Origin of the sequence: Mesorhizobium sp. L-2-11, assembly GCF_016756595.1 — a bacterium.
Lineage (GTDB): Bacteria > Pseudomonadota > Alphaproteobacteria > Rhizobiales > Rhizobiaceae > Mesorhizobium.
This window is the reverse complement of the sequence record NZ_AP023257.1, coordinates 1,815,791-1,839,092: the sequence shown is the minus strand read 5'-3', so window position 1 is coordinate 1,839,092 and position 23,302 is coordinate 1,815,791. Positions and strand designations below refer to the sequence as shown.

Sequence of the window (23,302 nt, the reverse complement as noted above, 5' to 3'; positions counted from 1 at the left end):
CCCAGGACATTGCAAAAGAAGATCTGCATGTTGGGCGGGTTCGCTGTCGGAAAGACGAGTCTGGTTCGCAGGTTTGTGCAAAGCATCTTTTCAGAAACCTACTTGACCACGGTGGGAGTGAAAATCGATAAGAAGAGTGTTGTACTGCCGGACAAGACCGTGGATCTGATTTTGTGGGATTTGGCCGGCGAAGACGATATCGGCTCGTTCCGCGTCAGCTATGTGCGGGGCGCGAGCGGGCTCGTGCTTGTCGTCGATGGAACCCGTGCCGCTACTCTTGCCGTGGCGCTCACGCTGCGCGAGCGGGCCGAGGCCGAATTCGGCGCTATGCCGTTCGTATTGCTGTTCAACAAATCCGATCTGGCCGATCGGTGGGCAATATCGGATAGTGAGATTAACGAACTGAGGCAGCTTGGGTGGCAAATCTATCTGACAAGTGCGCTTTCGGGTGAACATGTTGATGATGCGTTTCGTCAGCTTGCTTCGATGGTTGCCAAATAGACCATGGATGGATTGCCAAGAGAAGTCAGAAGCTGGATTTACGACTTCTTCTGCAACGAGCGCTCTGTCGCATATCTGCAAATTGACGCTCAGCTTTGCATCGCTGCAAAGGGCGGTGATGTTGAACATTACGGCCTTTCATCACTTTGCATTGGCAAGCCGGTAGCCGAACAGCTTGAATTCATGGAAGGTTTGCTGCCTTGCCCGGAGCTTCCATATCATATGGCCATGGTCGAACTGCCCAGCGGGCGTGTCGCGGACCTTCATCTTTTTGCCGACAATGCCTGCGTATGGCTGCTCTTTCTTGACGCCACTGCCGAACGCGACAACAGGCAGCGGCTTCAACAGAAGGCTTATGAAATGACGCTCCTGCAAGAGAGGGAGCGTCAACTCAACGAAAAACTGCAATTGACGAACGAGGCGTTGAGGCAGAGCCAGGAGGGATTGTCGCGTGAATACCAGCGCGCCGAAAGCCTGCTCCTCAACATTCTTCCGGCGTCGATCGCGGAGCGGCTAAAAGCGGACGAGCAAATTGCAGACAACCATGCTGAGGTGAGTGTGCTTTTTGCCGACATCGTCGGCTTTACGGAAAGGGCGCGGAGCGTCGGAGCCGAGACAACGCTGGCGATTTTAAATTACTTCTTCAAGGCGGCGGATCTGCTCTCGGAACGAGACGGCTGCGAAAAGATCAAGACGATCGGCGATTGTGTGATGGTGGTCGCTGGCCTGCCCGTCGCGCGATCCGATCATGCAGAAGCCCTTGCGCACTATGCACTTGAACTGCGCAAGGCGGTCAAGCGCGAACGCTTCGCAGGAGAGCCGATAAGACTGAGAATCGGAATTCACTCAGGGCCGATCGTCGCGGGCGTCATAGGCAAAAGGCGGTTTGCCTATGACCTTTGGGGCGAAACCGTTAATCTCGCCGCACGTATTCAAACGTCAGCGGAGCCCGATGAAATCCGTATTTCGGATGCAACTCGCAAACTACTTGGGCCAAATTTTGCTTGCGACCCGCTCGCGGAAACGGAATTGCGTGGTACAGGTCGTGTGCGAATGTGGCGGCTCCCGGCCTAATTTGCCGGTTGCCGACGCTGGAGCGCATTGCAGCTCACGTCAGACATCATAGTTTCGAATGTCCGCAGGTTGCGCAAATCACTCGAATACGAGCCGACACGTGCAGCGAAAGAATAAGCCGCACAGGGATTGGTGACATAGTTGACGTTGCTTTTGGCAAGACGCAGCAATCTTGCTAAGATCGGCGGTGGGAGGAGACTGGCATGCAATCGATGCCGATAGCCCATCCTGGCGTAGCCAAGACGACAGCCGACGCATCGCTTCCGCTCGCCTATTCCACCGCGACGCTCTGCTGGCTTCTGTCCGCCGGCGTCTACATCGCAGCCAAGTGGGTTGCCCCCGAGATGCCGCCTTGGGCGCTCTGCTTCTGGCGGCTGGCGCTCGCCTGTGCGATCCTGCTGCCTATCGTCCATCATCATCACGGGGCGATGCTCGCGCTGCTCCAGTCCCGGGCGATCGAGGTAGTGGCCATCGGCGCCATCGGGCTGACCCTCTGTCAGGGCATGATCTACACGGGCCTCAATTACACCGACGCGACCACCGCCGGCATCATCATGGCGCTGTCGCCGATCATGACCATGGTGCTTGCCCGCTTCGTGCTCGGCGAGCCCCTGGGCGTCTGGAAGGCACTTGGCGGGCTGCTCGCTCTGGTCGGGATGGTGGTGATCGTAGCGCGCGGCGACCTTGCCGCGCTGATGCGGCTCCAGTTCAATCCCGGCGAGTTGTGGATCGTCGGCAGCGCGTTTTGCTGGGGCCTCTACACCGTGCTGCTGCGTCGCGCCAAATTCGCTATCGAACTGCTGCCGACGGTGGTCCTGCTGCTGGGGGCCGGCGCACTAGTCGCACTGCCCCTCTATCTCTGGGAGCTGTTTTCCGGCGAGCGTTCGGCGCTGCATGCGAACGGCCTCCTGGCACTCGCCTATGTCGCTGGCCCGGGCGGCGCTCTGATGTATTACCTCTACAACCGCAGTGTCGAGACGCTTGGTGCCGGGCGCGCCAGCATGCTGCTCTATCTGCAGACTGTCTTCGTCGCCGTGCTCGCTTATCTTTTCCTAGGGGAAAGCTTGCACGACTACGACCTCGCCGGCGCCGCCTTTATCGTCGCCGGCCTGCTGCTCGCCACCGCGATCAAGCCGAGGCAACGCACGGTGCATGTCGCGTAGGGATACCTCTCCCGCTTCGCCTCTCACCTTCTGAGATACAGCCATAGTGTCGTCGGCGCCAGGATCGCGGTCAGCGCCACCGGCGCGATCAGTGCGAGGACGACCTGACTGAGTGTCGCCCCGCCAGCCATCAACCCGCGCAGCGCCGTCGTCATCAGCGACACCGGGTTGACTTCGACGAAGGCCCGCAGCCAGTCCGGCATGGTCCCGGGGTCGACCATGATGTTGGAGGCGAAGACGAGTGGGAACAGGAAGGTAAAGCCGAGCGTCATCACTGTGGTTGGCGTGCGGATCAGCAGGCCGAGCACGATGAATACCCAGCCCATGCCGAACCCGATGGCGATCAGCATAGCGAAGGCGGCAAGCACGCCGAGGATGCCCGCCTCCGGCCGGTAGCCGAGGATCAGTCCGATGGTGAGAATGATCGAGGCGGCAATCAAGTGACGCAGGATGTCGCCCACCATCAGACCAGCGAACGGAGACAGCGACCAGATCGGCAGCGATCGGAAGCGGTCGAACAAGCCCTTGCCGAGGTCGGTCGACAATCCCATGCCCGAATAGACTGCGTTGAACACCACGGTTTGAACCAGGATGCCGGGTAGGAAGAACTGCAGGTATTCGCCAGGCGAACCGGCGAGCGCACCGCCGAAGACGAAGGTGAACAGCAGCGTGAACATGATTGGCGTCATCACCAGGTCGAACAGCTGCTCCGGTACATGCTTGAATTTCAGCACCGCGCGCCATCCGAAGACCAGCGCGTTGGAAAGGGCTGATGGGGGCCTCGGTCGGGCGACCCTTTGCAGCCGCTGCAGGGAGGTCGTGTCGATCATGGCTTGTCGTCCTTCCGGCTTTCACCCAGGCTCGGCTGACCCGTCAGCGCGAAGAAGACCTCCTCAAGGCTGGGTTGGCCCATGGAGAAATCCGACAGTTCGATGCCGGCAGCGACCAGATCGGCGAGCGCCTCGTTGGCGGCCTTCGCAGTGCCGGCAAGGACGGAGAGTTCCGCGCCTTCGGCACTGCGTTGGACAGGGTGCTCCAGCCGGCGTTCCAGAATCGCCGCCGCCTGGTCCAGCCGCGCATCATCGGCGAGCGCGACATGGAGAAACCCGGAGCCGGTGGCCGCCTTCAATTGCCGGCTGGTACCCTCGGCAATCTTCCTGCCGTGGTCGATGACGGCGATGCGTGCCGCGAGTTGATCGGCCTCTTCGAGATATTGCGTGGTGAGCAGGATGGTGACGCCGGCCTCGGCAAGGCCGCGGATCATGCCCCAGACATCCTTGCGGGCATTCGGATCGAGGCCTGTGGTCGGCTCATCGAGGAACAGCACGCCCGGCGTGACGATCAGCGAGGCAGCTATGTCGAGCCGCCTTCGCATGCCACCCGAATAGTCCCTCACCTGCTTCGTCGCCGCTTCGGACAAGCCGAAAGCCGCGAGCAGGTCATCCGCACGGGTTTTTGCGGCGCGACCCCGAAAACCCCAGAGTCGGGCGAGCAGGACGAGGTTCTCCCGGCCCGTCAGGTCCTCGTCGAGCGAAGCGAACTGCCCGGTCATCGCGATTGCCGCACGGACCTCGTGCGGGGCCTGCACGAGATCGTGCCCCATCACGGTCGCGGAGCCGGCGTCGGGGCGCGACAGCGTCGCAAGCATCCGCATCAGCGTTGTCTTGCCGGCGCCGTTCGGACCCAGGATAGCGAAAATTATGCCGCGCGGCACATCGAGGTCGATACCGTCGACGGCGCGCAGCTTGCCGAAGGTTTTGACCAGGCCGCGGGCGGAAATGGCTGACTGGGCAAGGCCCGTGGCAGGCACACCCATAGGAGAAGTATCGTTCATGCAATCATCCGGCAGTCGCAAATGAAGGCCAGCTTCGGCGCAATGGCTGCGTCGTCAGTTCCTCTGCAGGCGCACGAGCTTGCCGTCTGGCTTATCCTCATGCCAGAGGCTCCGACCATCTGCCTGGCCGCCGCGCCGTAGCGCCGGTCAGACGATATGTCGGCTGCGCCCTTGGGGTTTCTCACTCGATCACGGCACAGGCCTGACGTTTTCCGGCATCACCGGCAGGCTGACTTTTGTAGTCGTCCTGCCCACCGTGGATCATCAATGCCTTGCCTCGTATCGCCGTTTCTCCGCCATCCAGCTTGACCATGCTGTTGAAAACCTGGACACGCAAAACGCCGTCGGCGCCGACCCGCTGATTTGGCATATCGCCCGCGTGCGGGCCTTTCCCGGTGAGATATCCATGTTCGGCGTTCGTCGGATTGAAGTGTCCACCGGCCGAGTCATGGCCGGTCTGATGATCGCACTTTCCGGTCTCATGGACATGGAACGCAACCAATTCGCCCGCCGGCAGTCCCGTCACCTCCAACTCAATCAGCACACCCTGCGCCGTCTCGGTCAGCGTGGCCGTTCCATTCTTCTCGCCAGCCAAGTTGACGAATTCGGCTTTCGCCGTCGCGGCGTCCTGAGCCGCCGCAGGCATCGCGACCGCCAGCGCCAACCCTGTTGTTGCAACCAATTTTCTCATCGACTTGGGCCTCCGGTTGTCCAAGGCACCCAAACAACAACGGGGCCCCTTCGTTCCATTAGGGAATTGAGTTTTTGTCTCCGGCACAGCCGCCAGGAAATCGACGCCGACAACTTTTTCGATGTGTCTTCAGCTCATACCAGTTCGAAGAGTTGCGCGGTTTGCCAGCCCGCCAGCAGTATGATGAGAATGCCAACGAGCCTGAGAAGCGTCTTTTCTGCGATCGACTTCACCATAAATCCGGCCATCGGCGCCGCGATCACCCCGCCAAGGACCAAGCCGGCAACGGCGATCAGATTTTCTGCCAGCGCTCCTGCCTCCGCCCAATGGCCCGTCAACAACGCAAACAGGAAGGTCAGAGACACCGACAAGGTGGTAAGGAACTCGGTGGCATTGACCGTACCAATCACGTAGCGGGGCGTCCCGCCAAAACCGAGAAGGCCCGTCGTCACGATGGGTCCCCATCCGCCACCCCCTGCGGCATCGAGAAATCCACCACCAAGTCCAAGCGGAGGTACCGCGGCTGCAGGGACCGGCTTGCTTGGGATCCGTCGGAAGGAACGGAACAGGAGCCAAGCACCGACGAGCGCAAGATATGTGGTCACATAAGGCTTCATGATGGCCCCCTCAAACGAGGTGAGCACATAAGCGCCGAGAACGCCGCCGAGCACGCCAAACGGCATCAGCCGCCAGAAAAGCTTCCAGTCGATATTGCGGTGATAGAGGTGAGCCGAACCCGAGGCCGCCGTGGTAAATAGCTCAGCTGCGTGAACTGAAGCCGAAGCGTGCGCAGGAGACACGCCGAACCCCAGCAGTGTTGTCGAGCAAATCACGCCGTAGGCCATGCCGAGAGCGCCGTCCACAGCCTGAGCTAAAAACCCGACGACCACAAAAAGAAGGAATTCCTGCATTTGGCTCTCCAAAAAGGCGCTGACATACTCGACGAAAGAGCAACCCGCTGCCGATAACGCATGCAATCTTCACGCTTCCACAACTCACCAAACGCCTGGCATCGATAATGGGACGACGAACGGGAAACTGTCCACCCGATCGACGCCTTTCTCCCCACCCGCTGCGATCGAATAGCACTGCGACCACCTCCCCTGACCTGAGGTTTTGGGGTAAGCGCAGCTTTCGCGAGCGATACGGCCTTCCACGTCTTTAGGTCTAGAATCGAACTGGCGGCGCGTAGCGGTGCTTATTCACGACCAGGCGCGGCTCTCGACTGACGTGATGGCTTTGTGTCGCGCTTTGGCGTCAGTGCCGCCTCGGGCTGGTCGCTCAGTCGTTGCTTGAGGATGTCAATGAGGCTGACGGTGACCGCAATCACCGCCGGGCCGAGGACGAGACCGGATGCTCCGAACAGGACGATGCCACCGACAGCACCGACAAAGGCCACCACTGTGTGGAGCCGCAGCCGGTTCCCGACAAGTATCGGATAGAGCAGATTGTCGATGCCGGCGACAACCACGCCGCCCCAGACGGTCAGGATCGCCGCGCTCGCCCAAGCCCCCTCCAGCGCGAGATAGATCGCTGCCGGCACCCAGATCAGGAATGCGCCGAGCACCGGCACGATGGCAAGAAGTCCCATTGCCAGGCCCCAGAACACCGGAGTGGGCAGGCCGAGCCACCAGAAAATCAGGCCGCCCAGCGTCCCCTGCACAGCGGCGACAAGCACCGTGCCTATCAGGATCGCATGTACCGTCTCGGCAAGGCGGGACAGCGTGTATGCCGTCTCCGCGGTACGCAGGGGCGAAAGACGCTCGATCCCGCGCAGGGCGGATTCACGATCCCGCAGAAAATAGAACAGCAGATAGAATGTCAGCACGAACATCACGGCCTGATTGATCGAGCCGCGCAACAGCGATGTGCTTTGTGCCGTCAGCCATTGAACGAATGCGGCGACCGTGCCGGCCGGATCGATTTGGTTCTCGATCCACTGGGCAACCGCCGAAAGCCTGGGATAGCCCGACATGAAGGCATCTGTGTTCCAGCCCCGGATAACCTCCTCCATATAGGTGGCGCCGTTTACCGTCTCGCGAACAAGCTGCTGGGCCACGAAGATGAGCGGCAGGCCGACCGCCACCGCCGCGACGCTCACCGATATCAGTGCAGCCAGGTTTTTGTTCCTGAGCCTTTCCTCGACCTGTCGATGAGCCGGATACAGAATGATTGCCAACACCACCGCCCAGGTCAGTGCGGGCAAAAAAGGCAATGCCAGGAGATAGCAGACATAGAGGCCGATCGCCGTCGCGGTCACGATGCCGAGCAATCTCATTTGCTTCATATCGGGCATCTGTTTCAGGTCGGGCATCTCTCGCCGTCTCGCAAACCAACCGAGCCTAGTGGATTTCCTGACAAAATGGCAGCTTCCGTTGCCGCACCCCTAGTGCCAAGCCGCTGTCGAGTGTGACGAGAATGGCCATTTCTCGGTCATTGGCTGGGTTATGCCGATTGGGCGCCCGTCCACGCTGCCAGCACCAAGTCCTGCCGGTCGTGGATGATCAGACCTACGGGCGGTTCTACAGCTCGCTCGCGGCAGCGCAGCTTCACAGGGCCAAAAAGAAAAAAGGCCGGACTGTTAAAGTCCGGCCAGGCATGAAGGTTCAAAACCTCCAGAGGGGAACGCGCCGGACGCAATGGGAGGAAAACATCCGACGCAATACAGATATGGGTTGGCACGGATGACGTTTCAACGACATGGGGTGGGCCACATCAACCGCTCCATAGAGCCAAGTGGGCTCATGGGTGCCGCCACGAAAGGAGCCCTGGCTTTCTCAATCGATGTCGAAAGACACGCCTTGGGCGAGCGGCAGCGCCTTGGAATAGTTCACCGTGTTGGTGGCGCGCCGCATGTAAGCCTTCCAGGCATCGGAACCCGACTCGCGGCCGCCGCCGGTCTCCTTCTCGCCGCCGAAGGCGCCGCCGATCTCGGCCCCCGATGTGCCTATGTTGACGTTGGCGATACCGCAGTCGGACCCGTCGACGCCGAGGAAGCGCTCGGATTCCTGCAGGTCGCGGGTGAAGATCGATGACGACAGCCCCGCTCCGACTGCATTGTGCTCGTCGAGCACGGCGTCGAAGTCCGAGTATTTCATCACGTAGAGGATCGGCGCGAAGGTCTCTTCCGTCACCGGCGAGACCTGCTTGGGCATCTCGACCAGCGCCGGACGAACGTAATAGGCGCCGGGATGGCCATTCTCGACCCGCGTGCCGCCGGTCACCTTGCCGCCGTGAGCGGCGGCTTCCTTCAACGCATTCTGCATGCTGTCGAAGGCTGCCTTGTCGATCAACGGCCCGACCAGCGCTGATGTCTCCAGCGGATTGCCGACCGAGACGCTTTCATAGGCCTTCTTCAGGCGTGGAATCAGGGCATCATAGATGCTCTCATGCACGAACAGGCGCCGCAGCGTCGTGCAGCGCTGGCCGGCCGTGCCCATGGCGCCGAAGGCGATGGCGCGCAGGGCCATGTCGAGATCGGCCGTCGGGCACACGATGCCGGCATTGTTGCCGCCGAGCTCCAGCACGGCGCGGGCAAAGCGCTTCGCCAGCCGCGGACCGACATCCCTGCCCATGCGGGTCGAGCCGGTGGCCGAAACCAGCGGCACATCAGGATGATCGACCAGGATTTCGCCGACGGCGCGATCGCCGATCAGCACCGAAATCAAGTCTTCCGGAGCATCGCCGAAACGTTCTGCCGCACGCTTGAAGATCGCCTCGCAGGCGAGCGCCGTCAGCGGTGTCTTTTCCGACGGCTTCCACACCACCGCGTCGCCGCAAACCAGCGCCAGCGCGGCGTTCCACGACCACACCGCGACCGGGAAGTTGAAGGCCGAAATCACCCCGACGACACCCAGCGGGTGCCAGGTTTCCATCATGCGATGGCCGGGCCGCTCGGTGGCGATGGTCAGGCCGTACAATTGCCGGGAGAGGCCGACGGCGAAATCGCAGATGTCGATCATCTCCTGCACTTCGCCGAGCCCTTCGGAGGGGATCTTGCCGACCTCGATCGACACCAGCCGGCCAAGCTCGGCCTTATGCGCGCGCAGTTCCTCGCCAAGCAGCCGCACCAACTCGCCGCGCTTCGGCGCCGGCACCAGCCGCCACGTCTGGAAGGCTTTGTGCGCCCTGTCGATGGTTTCTGCCGCAGCGGCCGGCGCGATCGTCTTCAGCGCGGCGATCTGCTCACCCGTCACCGGACTGCGCACGATGAGATCGCCGCCCGAAAGCGCAGCCTCGGCAACGCCCAGTTTCGCCAGCAGCCCGGCTGTTTCCTTCGCAATCGTCATTTTCTTTCCCTTCAGATTCCGTCGCTCTCATATGGCGTCGGTCAAAGCCTTGTGCCATGCCGTCCCTGCGCCGATCGGCACATCAGGCGCTGTCATGGCGTGGCATTACTCGTTTCAGGGAAAAATCGCCACCCCGGCATGGTCTAAGCCAAAGCCAGACCGTTGAACCAGCGAGTCGTCTCAGCGCGCTGCCTGCGCACCCCGCACGGCGCCTTCCTTCATCAGCCGGTCGATATGCATGCGGATATGGGCGGCCTCGGCGGCCGTGTTGGCAAGCGCAATGGCGCGGTCGAAGGCGATGCGCGCCTCCTCGCCACGACCGAGCTGCATCAGCAGGCCACCCTTGAGGCCAAAGAAGTGAAAATAGCCGGCAAGCCTTTGCTCCAACGGCTCGATCATGGCAAGCGCGGCTTCCGGCCCGCGCACCTTGGCGACCGCGACGGCGCGATTGAGCGTCACCACCGGCGACGGCTGCATCTGCTCGAGCAGGCTGTAGAGCAGCTCGATCTCGTTCCAGTCCGTGTCCTCGGGCCGTTCCGCGCGCGCATGCAGGGCGGCGATCGCCGCTTGCACCTGGTAGGGACCGGGCTTGTGGTGGCGCAGCGCTTTGTCGACCAGCGCCAGCCCCTCGTCGATCATCTTGCGGCTCCACAGGCTGCGGTCCTGGTCTTCGAGCAGCACGATTTCGCCGTTCTCGTCGAAACGCGCCGGCGCTCGCGCATGCTGAAGCAGCAACAGCGCCGTCAGGCCCATGATCTCCGGCTCGGTCTGGAACAGCCTGAGCAGCAGCCGGGCCAGCCGGATCGCCTCTTCGCAGAGCGGCGCGCGGGCCGGTGCCTCGCCGCTGTTGGTCGAATAGCCTTCGTTGAAGATCAGGTAGACCATGGCGGCGACCGCGGCGAGCCGTTCGGAGCGCTCGACCGCGCCGGGCGTCTCGAACGGCACGCCGGCATCGGCGATGCGCGCCTTGGCACGGGTGATGCGCTGCTCCATAGCGCTTTCACCGACGAGAAAGGCGCGGGCGATCTGCTTGACGCTCAGGCCTGAAACGATGCGCAACGCCACGGCGATCTGCTGCGTCGCCGGCAGGTCGGGATAACAGCAGATGAACAGCAGCCGCAATATGTCGTCGCGGTAGTGCGCGCCGTCCAGCCGTTCGGCGATATCGGTCTCGGCATCTTCCAGATCGGAAATCTGGTGCTCTTCCGGCAGCGGCGCCTGCTTGGCACGCTTGCGCACCGCGTCGATGCCGCTGTTGCGGCCAACGAAGATCAGCCAGGCTGCCGGATCGCGCGGCGGGCCGTTTGCCGGCCAGTTCTTCAGAGCTCGCAGGCACGCGTCCTGGAAAGCTTCTTCCGCCGCATCGAGGTCGCGGAAGTAGCGCAGCAGCGCGCCCATCGCCTGTGGGCGGGCGGTGCTGATCGCCGTGCTGATCCAGGTGAGATCGGTCATGCGGGAATCCTGGCGGGATTGAAGAGCGAAACCGGCCGTATTTCGTAGGAGCCGCCGCTCGGGTTGACCTCGGAAAGCTCGCGCGCAAAGTCGACTGCCTCGTCGAGATCGGCGCATTCGAGCGTGTAAAAGCCGAGGAACTGTTCCTTCGTCTCGGCAAACGGGCCATCGATGACGACCGCTTCGCCCTTGACCTTTCTCAGGGTTGTCGCAGCGGTCGTCGGCAGCAGCCGCGCCACCGGGCCAAGCCGGCCGGCCTGAGCGTATTTTTCCTGCACGCCGAGGAGTTTTTCCATGACGGCATCGTCCTGTTCCTTGCTCCACGAGCAGACGACGTCTTCGGAGGCATAGCAGAGGATTGCGTAGAGCATGGGTGCGTCCTTTTCTCTGTCAAAGGACGAAACTGTAGGACCGATCCCGACACAACGTCGATAAAAAAATCGCGTCCTGCCAGCCCAATGAAGCGCCATTCGATGGCACCCGCCACGCGCCGGACGCGCCCAGCCTTCCGGGGCGCATTGCAGCTACATTTGGATTGGCCGATACATCAAGACCCGGCCTGTCGGGATCAGCTGCAGCAAATAATCGAAGTCGCTGATGTTGCCCGTTAGAACGGTACATCCCAATTTCTGGGCCTGCAGGAACAGCACGCAATCCTGAAGTGCCCGCAGCCTGGAATCATTCTTGTAGCCTTGCAGGCGGCACAGCATCCCTGAGAGGAGTGCGGCTCGGCCCAGTACATCGGGATCTGGTGCAAAAACCCGATGCGGCGGCATATCCTTGATCATGGTCCCGATCTGCTTGATAGCTTCGGCGCTGCCTGGGTGCTTCGGCTTAAGGGCGCCAACCGTGTGCATTAGCTCCTGGATGGCTACGGTGGAATGATTGACCTGCCTGACGTCGAGGAGGTCGGCAACTGCTTCTGGCGTTCGGCCTTGCAAACCGTCGAGGTAAACACAGGTATCCAGCAGCAATTCCTGTCCCGCCTCGACAAGGTTACCGACGATCGGCAGCTCCTCGTCGGGCCGGCGGCTTAAAGTTTTCTGGGGGTCAAATCGCGACCATCTGACGGCCGCACCGAAGTCGAAATCGGCCAATTCAGAATCCGAGCTTCAGCGTCGGATCCACCGTTCCCCGTGTTTTCCTGAAGGTCTCGGCGAAATTGTCTTCCAAGGCTACATTTGCCAGCGCAAATTCGACCAGCTCGGTATCAGACGTCAATCCGGTTCGAGCCTTAGCCTTCTTAATCAGGTCAGCACTCACGCGTCCCGCAATCCTGCCGTTCTTCTCAGCGCGCAGGCCGGATTCTTCCGCCCTCTGCAGGACGGCATCAATTCTGGCTAGGCGACGCATCTGCATTTTCGCAGCCGCTTTGGGAAGCGTTCTCGTCCGCTTGCCCACGGCGAGGCCGCGACGCACAGCTGTCTTCGCCATCAGGGTGCCTCACGTTCTTTGTTTAACAAAAATCGATTTTGGACAACATAGCAGGAGGGATGATTTTTTCAATGCCGCTACCGGAACATGTCCAGGCGCGCTTTTTGCTACCGATTATCGCGATGAAAGCCTGTGGCTGCTCTGTTCGGTTCAGCTTTCCTGCGCCTTCAGCCATCTCAGAACGACGGCTTCTTCGTCATCAAGGCCGGCTATCGATCGCTTTCGCTTGTTCACATCCGCCATTTCACTGAGCAGCCGTCCTTCGGACCAGGCTTCGAAAACCTGTGGGTGGATATAACAGCTGCGGCAGATGGCGCGCGTGTTGCCCAGCCGCTCGGCCACCTTGTCGATGACGCCGTTCATCACCCGCTTCTGTTGTGCCTGGCTTTCGGGTCGTTCGGTTTGCGCAAACAGCGACGCAGCATGGATGGTGCCGCCCCAGGTTCGGAAATGCTTGGAGCTGAAATCGTCCCCTGCGTTCTCCCTGATGTAGCGGTTGACGTCGTCGGAGCGGATCGGTCGCCTGCTTCCATCCTCGTCGAGATACTGGAACAGCTTCTGGCCCGGCAGATCCTGCGCCCCGCGCACGATCCTGGCGATCCGGCGGTCGACGAGCTTCAGCTTCCATTCCTTGCCGGACTTGCCCTTGAAAGCGAAACGCAGGCTCGAGCCAGTGATGTCGACATGACGGTCGCGCAGCGTGGTCAGCCCAAAGCTGTTGTTGTCGCGGGCGTAGGCGGCATTGCCGACGCGAATCATTGTGTTGTCGAGCAGCCAGACCACAGCGGCGACAACCCGTTCCAGCGGCAGGCCGTGACGGCGCAGATCGGCGTCGATCTGGCGTCGCAGCTCAGGCAGGCTCTCTGCAAAGGCAACCAGGCTCGAATATTTGACGCCGTCGCGCTCCTCGGCCCATTGCGGATGATAGCGATATTGCTTGCGTCCGCGCTGGTCTCGGCCGGTCGCTTGGATGTGACCGTCGGCAACGGGCGAAATCCACACATCCGTCCACGCCGGCGGAATGGCGAGCGCCTTGATGCGGGCCATGGTGTTCTCGTCGACGCCCTGCCCGCCAGGTCCTTTGTATGAAAATCCCTTGCCGGTCCTGAAACGGCGGATACCGGGCTCGATATCGGTGACATAGGTGAGCGAGGCTCGTTCGGCCGAGGCCTCTCCGCCATTCTTCGGCGCCCCGTTTTTTGGTGCAACCTCGTTGGCAGCCGATCGGCCAGACGACGACCCGGATTTGTCCAGCATGTCCTCTCCACGAGAAATTTTCCCGTAGATAAGCGCAGGAACGGCTGCTGGTTCCGCGAATGGCGTTCAGAATGATGTCAGCGCACCGCATGTGCGTTCGACGGGCCGTCTTCTCTGTCTACCTTCGGCGCCTGCAAGTCGATTGCGGCCTCGCTTGCCGTCAAGCCTTTTCCAGCACGACCGGAATGACGTCGACAGCCTGCTCGCCGACCTGTCCGCCCGTCGTCTTAAGGACGCCGACGATCGGCGCTACATCCGAATAGTCGCGGCCGTGGCCGACGGTGATGTGGTCGTTGCTTGCCCGCATGCCGTTGGTCGGATCGAATTCCTGCCATCCGGTGTCGCGCCCGCACCACACCTTGACCCAGGCATGCATGGCGTCGGCCCCTTCCAATCGCGGTTTTCCGCGCGGCGGAATGGTGCGCAGGAAGCCGCTGACATAGCCGGCGGGGATACCCAGGCCGCGCAAGCCGGCGATCATGATGTGCGAAAAATCCTGGCAGACGCCCCGCTTCAGGCTGAAAGCATCGCTCGCCCGGGTCTGCACCGTGGTCGCCTCGCCATCGTAGGTGAAATCGCGATGAATGCGGTTGCACAGGTCCATGGCGGTACCGACGACGGAACCGCCGGCACTGTTCCGCGCATACAACGTGATATCAGCATCGACGCCGGCATGGTCGCTGGCGGCCAGAAAGTGATGCGGCGTATCAGGCGACAGCGACCGCACCACTTCGAGTTGCTCCCGCAGACGGCGAATGTCGGGCGACACGTCAAGCCCGGGTTCCGGCCGCGAGACGGCGACGCGCGCGCTCATCCTGATGTCGAGCGCATCATGAGCATCGCGAAAGGCGATCGACGTGACATTGTTGCCGAAGAAATCGGAAAAGTCGGAGCGTTCGCTCGGCGCCGGCGCGAAGGACAGCGAAGCGGCGATCACGCGCTGCACGCCCGATATCGTCGGCGGCAGCACACGCACCTGATGGCGGCCGCCGCCGGCTGCAGCATCATAGTCGTAACGCAGATTGAGCCTGATGTCGTAGAGCATGCCAGCCTTTATCCGGAACCCGTCCTTAGCCGAAGTAGGCCTTACCCGAAATAAGCCTTGGCGAGGCTGTTATAGAGGCCGCCGATCTCGCTGGCGAGATCGTCCAGGGCCTGCGCCGTCATGTCCGCGGGCTCCTTGATGGCTATTGCCGTATTGAGCTGCAGTATCTCTTTCGCCGCCTGCGACATATGCCCCTCGCCGCCGATAGACGGCAACAGCGCGATTTCGGCCTTCAGCCGCTCGAGCTGGAACAGGATGGAGCGCGGGTTGAGCGGATCGAGCACCAGGAGGTCGATCACCGTGCGCCTGCCGGCCTGCACCGGATACTGGCGCCGGTGGGTCATCACGCTGTCGCCGATCTCCAGCATCATGTCGAGCGCGCCTTCGGGCGCCGCAGCCCCGGTCAGCCGGGCAAGCGTGCGGGCGATCTGGATGCCGCGTTCCAACCGCCGGCCGATCTCCAGGAAGCGCCAGCCGGTGAAGCGATACATGTTCTCATGCAGCAGGCCGGAAAACCCGGCGAGCTTGCGCAGGATGACCGTCATCGCCCGCGTCGCGTCATCGCCCGGCGCGACCGTTGTCGCAAATTGATGAATGGTCTTCGACAGATCGTTCAGCGCCAGCCAGCCGTCGGGCGAGAAGCGGTCGCGGATCTGCCCGGCGCTGTAAACGGCGCTGTCCAGCGTTGCGATCAACCCCGGCGGGATCGCCGCCGCGACGTCGATGCCGAACGGTTCAAGATGGTCTCTGATATCGGCAAGCAAGGGCATGTCCGGGTCGGAGGCCTCGGCCAGCCGCACGTGATAGGCGCGCAGGATGCGCACAGTGTCTTCCGATCGCTCGATATAGCGGCCGAGCCATGTCAGGTTTTCCGCCGCGCGGCTGGGCAGGCTGCCTGGCGAGGTGCGGATAAAACTGTCGTGCTCCTGCGGCAGCAGCGTCTCGCGCTCCACCGGCCTGTCGCTGACCACCCATACATCCGCAGCCTGGCCGCCGCGCTGCATGGCGATTGCCGTCGGATCGAGCGAAAAGCCGACACGGGCAAAGCCGCCGGGCATCACCGTCCAGCCTTCCGGCGTTCGCGCCAGATAGACGCGCAGGGCTGCCGGACGCGGCTCAAGCCGACCGCCGACATAGACTGGCGTGGTCGAAAGCGTTACCGCTTCCTGTCCGACGAAGGCGCCGCCGTCCCGTTCGATCCGGGCTATCAGTTCGGCCCGTTCCCCGGCAACCAGCGCCGAGCCCAGCCTGGTGCAATCGTCATCCTCGAAGGCAAGCCGCGTCGACAACGCCGGACCGATCACCATGCGGTCGAGGTTGGCCAGCACATGGTCACGGTCGGCGTCCCGGCCACACCACCATGTCGCGACGCTCGGCAAGAGAAGCTCCTCATTGCGCAATTCGCGCGAAATTTTTGGCAGGAAGGCGAACAGCGCCCGCGTTTCCATCAGCCCGGAGCCGAGCGCGTTAACGGCTGACACGGCTCCCCGGCGGATCGCCTCGACCAGCCCTGGCGTGCCGATCTGCGAATCCGGCCGCAGCTCCAGCGGATCGGCGAAGGCGGCGTCGAGCCGCCGCCACAGCACGCTGACCGGCGCCAGCCCGGAAACCGTGCGCACCATCAATCTACCGCCGGACACGGTCAGATCCTCGCCTTCGAGCAGCATGATGCCGAGATAGCGGGCGATATAGGCATGCTCGTAATAGGTTTCGTTGAGTGGCCCCGGCGTCAGGATGGCGACACGGCCGCCTGATGCCTTGGCCATGCCGTTCAGCGCGTCGCGAAAGCGACGGAAGAAGCCGGCAAGGCGGTGCACGTGCATCTCGCCATAAATGTCGGACAACGCACGCGTGGTGGCGACGCGATTTTCCAGCGCAAAGCCGGCGCCCGACGGCGCCTGCGTGCGGTCACCCAGCACCCACCAGCGGCCATCCGGTCCACGGCCGAGCTCGAACGCGCAGAAATGCAGGAAATGGCCGCTGGCCGGCCTGGTGCCGACGACGGGGCGCAAATATTCCGGGCTGGCCGCGATCAGCCCTGCCGGCAGGATGCCTTTCTCGACCAGGTGGTTCGCCCCGTAGATATCGGCAATCGTCTCCTCGAACAGTTCGGCCCGCTGAACCAGGCCGGCACTGATCGCGGCCCATTCCTGCTCCTCTATCAGGACAGGCACATGCGCCAGCGGCCATTCGCGCTCATTGGCGCCGGCCTGATCGTAGAGACGGTAGTAGACGCCGGCGTCGCGCAGATACTGGTCGGCGCGAGCAAAACGCTGGGCGAGCTTTTCAGGCCCCAGATCTTCCAGCGCCTCGATGAAGTCCTTCCAGACCGGACGGGGATTGCCTGATGCATCGACCATCTCGTCGACGACGCCGTCGATCGGCTGGTAGTGCTCCAGCAAATTATGCGGCCTGCCGATTATTTCCTGGTTATTCCCCTTTGCCATGGCTGATCAGAGTCTTGCAGGCCGCCGCAGGTCAAGGGTCATCGGGAAATCTTCAGCGGCTTGTTCGTCGCGCAGCGCGTAGGCGGACGGCGTATGGCCGCGCGGCTCGAAGCGGGCGAGCCGTCGCGCCTCCGCTTCGTTGCCGTTGACCGGAAAAGTGTCGTAGCTGCGCCCGCCGGGATGCGCGACATGGTAGACGCAGCCGCCGATGGCCCGGCCCGACCAGCGATCGTAGATGTCGAAGACCAGCGGCGTGTTGACCAACAGTGCTGGATGCAGGCCAGATGACGGCTGCCAGGCCTTGAAGCGGACGCCGGCCACCGCGATCTCCCTGGTGTCGGTCACCTTCATCGGCACGATACGGCCGTTACAGACGACGGCGTGACGCTCCGGATTGAGCCCTTCGGTCTTCACCTGCAGCCGCTCGACCGAGGAATCGACGAAGCGCACCGTGCCGCCGATGGCGCCCTGCTCGCCCATGACATGCCATGGCTCCAGCGCTTGCCGCAGCTCCAACTTGATGCCGGCTTGGCTAAACTCACCGCAGAACGGGAAGCGGAATTCGAGCTGCGCGTCGAACCATTCGGGACGGAATTCAAAGCCGTTCAACTTGAGGTCGTCCAGCACGTCGAGAAAGTCAGCCCAGACATAGTGCGGCAGCATAAAACGGTCATGCAGAGACGTGCCCCAGCGCACGAAACGGCCATCGAGCGGGTTCTTCCAGGCGCGGGCGATGATGGCGCGCACCAGCAATTGCTGCGCCAGGCTCATGCGCGCATTGGGCGGCATCTCGAAGCCGCGGAACTCGACCAGCCCCAGCCGGCCGGTCGGGCCGTCCGGCGAAAAGAGCTTGTCGATGCAGATTTCCGAACGGTGGGTGTTCCCAGTCACGTCGGTCAGGAGGTTGCGGAACAGCCGGTCGACCAGCCACGGCAGCGGTGCATTGCCGCTGTCCGGATGCGGCACCTGCGCCATGGCGATCTCGAGCTCGTACAGCGAATCGTGGCGCGCCTCGTCGAAGCGCGGCGCCTGGCTGGTCGGGCCGATGAACAGGCCCGAGAACAGATAGGACAGCGACGGGTGGCGCTGCCATTGCAGGACAAGGCTTTTCAGCAAATCGGGGCGGCGCAGGAACGGACTGTCGTTGGGTGTCGCGCCGCCGACGACGACATGGTTACCGCCGCCGGTGCCGGTGTGGCGGCCGTCGATCATGAACTTGTCGGCGCCAAGCCGCGTCTGCCGCGCCTCCTCATAGATCGCCGTGGTCGTCGCCACGCAGTCCTGCCAGTTCGCAGCCGGATGGATGTTCACTTCGATGACGCCGGGATCCGGAGCCACGCGGATGACGTTGAGGCGCGGATCGTGTGGCGGCCCGTAGCCCTCGATATGCACCGGCAGCCCGATAGTTTTTGCCGCATTCTCGGCCGCCGCGACAAGTTCGAGATAATCTTCCAGCGCCTCGACCGGCGGCATGAACACACAAAGCCGTCCGTCGCGCGGCTCGACCGACAGCGCGGTGCGCACCGCTCCACCGATCTCGGTAATCTCCTGTTCGACACGGTCCTGCTGGCCGCTCGCGGCGGCGAAGGACGCCGCCTGCTGCCGACGCGCCATTTCGTCGGCGCCTTCAAGTTCGGCCAAAATGGGCTCGGGCAAATGGGCCGCCCCCTGTACAGGGGCAGCTCCCGGCAAAATAGCCTCGCGCGCCGGCAATGCTCCGCGCGGCAGCGACGGGTCGACCGGCACGATATAGGGGAACTGCGCCGGCGGCACATGGGGAAGCGTGCCGAGCGGCAGGCGATAGCCGACCGGTGAATCGCCCGGCACCAGAAACAGCCTGCCGCGCCGCGTCTTCCATTTCTCCGAACGCCAGCGCGGTCCCGATGCCTGGCTGTTCCAGCGCTGGACCGGCAGTACATAGCCCGACGGCTTGGTCAGGCCGCGCTCGAACACCCGCGCCATGCGGCTGCGCTCCTCGGGGTCGTCCAGCTTCGAATTGGACGGATCGACATTCTCCGGCAGCTTGCCTTCCTTGAGCAGCCACTCGGCCGGGTCCTCATAGGCTTCGCTGACCATGGTGTTGTCGATGCCGAGTTGATCGGCAATCGCCGTTAGCAGGCTTTCAGCCTGCTTCGGGCCGACATCTGCTTCGCCTGCTTCATCTGCGTCGCTATTCTCCCGCGCGATCAGCGACGCATCGCTCCACACCGGCTCGCCGTCGGCGCGCCAGTACAGCGAGAAGGTCCAGCGCGGCAGGCTTTCGCCCGGATACCACTTGCCCTGCCCGTAGTGCAGGAAGCCGCCCGGTGCGAAACGCTCGCGCAGCCGGCGGATCAGCGCATCGGCCTTTTCGCGCTTTGTCGGGCCGACGGCGGCGGTATTCCACTCCTCCGCCTCGAAATCGTCGATCGACACGAAGGTCGGCTCGCCACCCATGGTCAGCCGCACGTCGCCGGCCTCGAGCGCGGCGTCGACCTCAATGCCCAATGCGTCAAGCGCCTGCCAGCTTTCGTCGGAGAATGGCTTGGTGATACGTGGGTGCTCGGCGATGCGGTCGACCCGCATGTCGAAGCCGAACTCGACATTGGCGAAGCTCGCCATGCCGGAAATCGGCGCGGCGTTGCGGAAATGCGGCGTCGCGGCGAGCGGCACATGGCTTTCGCCGGTGAGCAGGCCGGAGGTCGGGTCGAAGCCGATCCAACCGGCGCCCGGCAGATAGACTTCGCACCAGGCATGCAGATCGGTGAAGTCGACGGCAGTGCCGGGCGGTCCGTCAAGCGCGACGAGATCCGGCTTCAGCTGGATCAGGTAGCCGGAAACGAAGCGCGCGGCGATGCCGAGGTTCCTCAGGATCTGCACCAGCAGCCAGCTAGTATCGCGGCACGAGCCTTTCTTGGCGGCCAGCGTTTCCTCCGGCGAAAAAACGCCGGTTTCCATGCGCACGATATAGGCGATCTCGCGCTGCAGGCGCGCATTGAGGTCAACGACGAAATTGACGGTGTTGGTGGGGTGGCGGTCGATGGTTTGCAGGAACGCCGACAGCAGCGGTCCAGCCGGTTCCGGCGTCCGGTAGATGGTAAGATCATCGCTGATCTCTTCCGGGTAGTCGAACGGAAAGATCTCGGCCGCCGGCTCGACGAAGAAATCGAATGGATTATAGACCGTCATGTCGGCGACGAGGTCGACCTCGATCTTCAGTTCCGTCACCGGTTCCGGAAACACGAAGCGCGCCAGGAAATTGCCGTAGGGATCCTGCTGCAGGTTGACGAAGTGGTTCGCCGGCCCGACCTTCAGCGAATGGCTGAGCACCTTGGTGCGGGAATGCGGCGCCGGCTGCAGCCTGATGACCTGTGGGCCGAGAACGACCGGCCGGTCATATTTGTAGTGGGTCAGGTGGTAGACGGCTGCCAGAATTGCCATGGGGCCTCGAAAGTCGGCGTTTCAAACGAACTCGCCGAACCCTGACACAAATGCTGGCCATTCTCCAAGCAGAGATGTTGCGGTGCATCTAATTTAAGCAGCGTTGCCGGCCTCGGGGCCGGCTTAGAAAAACGCCTGCAATCCGGTCTGCGCCCGTCCAAGGATCAGTGCATGCACGTCATGCGTGCCCTCATAGGTGTTGACCGTTTCCAGGTTCTGCGCGTGGCGCATGACGTGATAGCCGATCTGGATGCCGTTGCCGCCATGCATGTCGCGGGCCTGGCGGGCGATGTCGAGCGCCTTGCCGCAATTGTTGCGCTTGACGATCGAGATCATCTCCGGCGCCATCTTGCCCTCATCCATCAGCCGCCCGACCCGCAAGCTGCCCTGCAACCCAAGCGCGATCTCGGTCTGCATGTCGGCGAGCTTCTTCTGGAACAGCTGCGTGCCGGCCAGCGGCTTGCCGAACTGCTTGCGGTCGAGGCCGTATTGGCGGGCGCGGTGCCAGCAATCTTCCGCCGCGCCCATCGCCCCCCACGAAATGCCGTAGCGCGCCCGGTTGAGGCAGCCGAACGGCCCTTTCAGGCCCGACACGTCAGGCAGCAGCGCATCCTCGCCGACCTCGACGCCTTCCATCACCACTTCGCCGGTGATCGACGCGCGGAGACTGAGTTTTCCGTCGATCTTTGGCGCCGACAGCCCCTTCATGCCTTTTTCCAGCACGAAGCCGCGAATCTCATTGTCATGCGCCGCCGATTTCGCCCAGACGACGAAAACGTCGGCGATCGGCGCGTTGGAAATCCACATTTTCGTGCCCGAGATCCTGTAGCCGTTCGCCGTCTTCTCGGCGCGCGTCTTCATGCCGCCCGGATCGGAACCGGCATCCGGCTCGGTCAGGCCGAAGCAGCCGATCCATTCGCCTGACGCCAGCTTCGGCAGGTATTTTTTGCGTTGCGCCTCCGAGCCATAGGCATGGATCGGAAACATCACCAGCGACGACTGCACGCTCATCATCGAGCGATAGCCCGAGTCGATGCGCTCGACTTCGCGCGCCACCAGGCCATAGGTGACGTAGTTGGCGCCGAGCCCGCCATATTCTTCCGGAATGGTGATGCCGAGCAGCCCGACCTCGCCCATCTCGCGAAAGATCCCGGCATCGGTCTTTTCCTCGAGATAGGCTTCCTCGATCCTGGGGGCGAGCTTGTCGGCGGCGAATGCCGCTGCGCCATCGCGCACCATCCGTTCGTCTTCCGAAAGCTGGTCCTCGATCAGGAAAGGATCATCCCAGACGAATGCGTTCTTGTCGGCGGCCATGGCCTTTGTCTCCAGATGACGGAATTGGGCGGCTTATCGGCTTCCAGTTCGAAAAAATCAAACGAAATTGCTTCGCAACCCATGAGCATTGGCGCTGCCCCTCATTGCCCTGCCGGTGTCCAGCCGATAGATAGGTAACAGTTTGAACCGGATACATAGGTTACAGTTTTCCCCCCTTCTCCTGCGCAGTGGTGTCCGCCGCAGCGCCGGCTGGTCGGGGTTGCAAGGCGCTGCGGCGGACCAGGCGCATTCGCTTGAGATCGATGTGGCCGAGCGGGTGGGCGTAGAAGCGTAAGGCCCATTCGCCGGTTTCGGTTTCTTCGACGGCGACCGGCTCGCCGGCAAGCGAGGCCGAGACATAGATCTCGCCGCCCTGCCACTTGATCGCGCCATTGTTGCGCACGCGCCTGACTGCGGCCTCGGCCGGATAGTCGGGCTCGGGCACGTTGGCCGGCATTTGCCGCTCGCTACCGCGGTAGTATTCGGCCGGCGTGTCCATGCCGAGCGCCTCATGCGGACGCTCCTCATTGTACTCGCGACGGAAGGCGTCGAAAGCCTGGCTCTGCGCCTGTCTGTCGATCTCAGGCGCCTTGGCCAGCGGCAACATGGTCAGGTGAAAGCGCTCGTGGCAGCCGTTCTGCTGAGGCTTGCCGGGCGCGATCCGCTCCAGCGCGATGCCGAGCTTGATGAAGCGCACCGCAAGCGGCGTCAGCCCGGTGACGCCGGCCGACGCGAAGGGTGAACCATTGTCGCTTCTGAACCGATCCGGCAGACCATGCTCCTCAAACAGCCGTTCGAACACCGGCCAGGCCTCCTCATCTGCCGTCGAACCCGTCGCTTCGAGCGCCAACAGGTAGCGGCTCCACGCATCCAGCACTGTCAACGGTTCGCAGCGCCACCCGTCACGGGTCCGGAACCAGCCCTTGTGGTCGCCCGTCCACACCGCATTCGGCCTTTGCGCATCTGGCCAGGGGCCGTTGCCCACAGCTCTCCAGCGCCCCCGCCGCCGGCCGACAAGGCCGTGGCGCTTCAGAATCTCGCCGGCCGTCGAGATCGCCGGCCACGGGTGCGACGGCGCCTCACGCTTGAGCCGCCCGATGATCTTCTTGGGCCCCCATGCCGGATGCGCCTCCTTCAGCGCAACGATCCGCTCAACCAGATCGGCAGCGGTCGCGCGGCCGTGATTGAGCGGCGCTCGCGGCAGATCATGCAAACCTTCCGGGCCGAACTCCCGGTAACGACCAAGCCACTTGTAGCCGATCTTGCGCGATATCCCGTACCGCTCGCAAACAGCCGTCATCGTCTCCTCTCCCGAAAGGCAATCCACTATAAACCTCAACCGCTCGTCCATGATGTCAGTCTCTCGCCAAACCATCGCCGG

At 62.7% G+C, this 23,302-nt stretch carries 19 protein-coding genes; 3 read left to right on the top strand and 16 right to left on the bottom strand.

Annotated features, from left to right (window positions below; genetic code table 11):
* Positions 1-9 precede the first annotated feature (9 nt).
* From JG739_RS08875 to JG739_RS08865, 3 genes are all read left to right on the top strand, one after another.
* The gene (locus tag JG739_RS08875) at positions 10-501 is read left to right on the top strand and encodes a Rab family GTPase (protein WP_244749752.1); all 492 of its coding nucleotides are present in this window, start codon (positions 10-12) and stop codon (positions 499-501) included.
* A 3-nt stretch (positions 502-504) separates the two neighbouring features.
* A complete protein-coding gene (locus tag JG739_RS08870) occupies positions 505-1,575 on the top strand; it encodes an adenylate/guanylate cyclase domain-containing protein (protein ID WP_202366138.1) in 1,071 nt (356 codons plus the stop codon).
* A 203-nt stretch (positions 1,576-1,778) separates the two neighbouring features.
* Positions 1,779-2,738 carry a DMT family transporter gene (locus JG739_RS08865; RefSeq protein ID WP_202366137.1) on the top strand — a complete coding sequence of 320 codons (960 nt, stop codon included), beginning with the start codon at positions 1,779-1,781 and terminating at the stop codon, positions 2,736-2,738.
* Between the two features lie 23 nt (positions 2,739-2,761).
* Here the strand turns inward: JG739_RS08865 and JG739_RS08860 are convergent, their stop codons facing one another.
* The 16 genes from JG739_RS08860 to JG739_RS08785 all read right to left on the bottom strand — a co-directional run bounded on the left by JG739_RS08860 (position 2,762) and on the right by JG739_RS08785 (position 23,296).
* A complete protein-coding gene (locus JG739_RS08860) occupies positions 2,762-3,568 on the bottom strand; it encodes an ABC transporter permease (RefSeq protein WP_202366136.1) in 807 nt (268 codons plus the stop codon).
* The gene (locus tag JG739_RS08855; protein WP_202366135.1) at positions 3,565-4,572 is read right to left on the bottom strand and encodes an ATP-binding cassette domain-containing protein; all 1,008 of its coding nucleotides are present in this window, start codon (positions 4,570-4,572) and stop codon (positions 3,565-3,567) included. The genes JG739_RS08860 and JG739_RS08855 overlap by 4 nt, the downstream gene beginning before the upstream one ends.
* Before the next feature lie 181 nt (positions 4,573-4,753).
* Positions 4,754-5,263 (bottom strand): superoxide dismutase family protein, encoded by a 510-nt coding sequence (locus JG739_RS08850; protein ID WP_202366134.1) that lies wholly within the window; start codon positions 5,261-5,263, stop codon positions 4,754-4,756.
* 134 nt (positions 5,264-5,397) lie between these two features.
* Positions 5,398-6,174, bottom strand: coding sequence for a sulfite exporter TauE/SafE family protein (locus JG739_RS08845; protein ID WP_202366133.1), 777 nt, complete (start codon positions 6,172-6,174; stop codon positions 5,398-5,400).
* Between the two features lie 287 nt (positions 6,175-6,461).
* Positions 6,462-7,577: an AI-2E family transporter gene (locus JG739_RS08840; protein ID WP_202366132.1), complete on the bottom strand. Its 1,116-nt coding sequence runs from the start codon at positions 7,575-7,577 to the stop codon at positions 6,462-6,464.
* A gap of 463 nt (positions 7,578-8,040) precedes the next feature.
* Entirely contained in the window at positions 8,041-9,552 is a 1,512-nt protein-coding gene (gene amaB / locus JG739_RS08835) for an L-piperidine-6-carboxylate dehydrogenase (protein WP_202366131.1), read from the bottom strand.
* A gap of 180 nt (positions 9,553-9,732) precedes the next feature.
* Positions 9,733-11,004 carry an RNA polymerase sigma factor gene (locus JG739_RS08830; RefSeq protein WP_202366130.1) on the bottom strand — a complete coding sequence of 424 codons (1,272 nt, stop codon included), beginning with the start codon at positions 11,002-11,004 and terminating at the stop codon, positions 9,733-9,735.
* Entirely contained in the window at positions 11,001-11,375 is a 375-nt protein-coding gene (locus JG739_RS08825; protein ID WP_192358717.1) for a YciI family protein, read from the bottom strand. Before JG739_RS08825 ends, JG739_RS08830 begins: the two co-directional genes overlap by 4 nt.
* A 153-nt stretch (positions 11,376-11,528) precedes the next feature.
* The gene (locus JG739_RS08820) at positions 11,529-12,101 is read right to left on the bottom strand and encodes a type II toxin-antitoxin system VapC family toxin (protein ID WP_202366129.1); all 573 of its coding nucleotides are present in this window, start codon (positions 12,099-12,101) and stop codon (positions 11,529-11,531) included.
* A gap of 1 nt (position 12,102) precedes the next feature.
* Positions 12,103-12,438, bottom strand: coding sequence for a hypothetical protein (locus tag JG739_RS08815; RefSeq protein ID WP_202366128.1), 336 nt, complete (start codon positions 12,436-12,438; stop codon positions 12,103-12,105).
* A gap of 150 nt (positions 12,439-12,588) precedes the next feature.
* Positions 12,589-13,695 (bottom strand): DNA topoisomerase IB, encoded by a 1,107-nt coding sequence (locus tag JG739_RS08810; RefSeq protein ID WP_202366127.1) that lies wholly within the window; start codon positions 13,693-13,695, stop codon positions 12,589-12,591.
* A 160-nt stretch (positions 13,696-13,855) separates the two neighbouring features.
* Positions 13,856-14,740 carry a transglutaminase family protein gene (locus JG739_RS08805; RefSeq protein WP_202366126.1) on the bottom strand — a complete coding sequence of 295 codons (885 nt, stop codon included), beginning with the start codon at positions 14,738-14,740 and terminating at the stop codon, positions 13,856-13,858.
* 41 nt (positions 14,741-14,781) lie between these two features.
* The gene (locus JG739_RS08800) at positions 14,782-17,187 is read right to left on the bottom strand and encodes a circularly permuted type 2 ATP-grasp protein (RefSeq protein WP_202366125.1); all 2,406 of its coding nucleotides are present in this window, start codon (positions 17,185-17,187) and stop codon (positions 14,782-14,784) included.
* Positions 17,188-17,193: 6 nt separating this feature from the next.
* On the bottom strand, positions 17,194-20,607 hold the full coding sequence (locus JG739_RS08795) for a transglutaminase family protein (RefSeq protein WP_202366124.1): 3,414 nt from the start codon (positions 20,605-20,607) through the stop codon (positions 17,194-17,196).
* Positions 20,608-20,730: 123 nt separating this feature from the next.
* Positions 20,731-21,921 carry an acyl-CoA dehydrogenase gene (locus tag JG739_RS08790; RefSeq protein ID WP_202366123.1) on the bottom strand — a complete coding sequence of 397 codons (1,191 nt, stop codon included), beginning with the start codon at positions 21,919-21,921 and terminating at the stop codon, positions 20,731-20,733.
* A gap of 160 nt (positions 21,922-22,081) precedes the next feature.
* Positions 22,082-23,296 carry an integrase core domain-containing protein gene (locus tag JG739_RS08785; protein ID WP_202362542.1) on the bottom strand — a complete coding sequence of 405 codons (1,215 nt, stop codon included), beginning with the start codon at positions 23,294-23,296 and terminating at the stop codon, positions 22,082-22,084.
* Positions 23,297-23,302 lie beyond the last annotated feature (6 nt).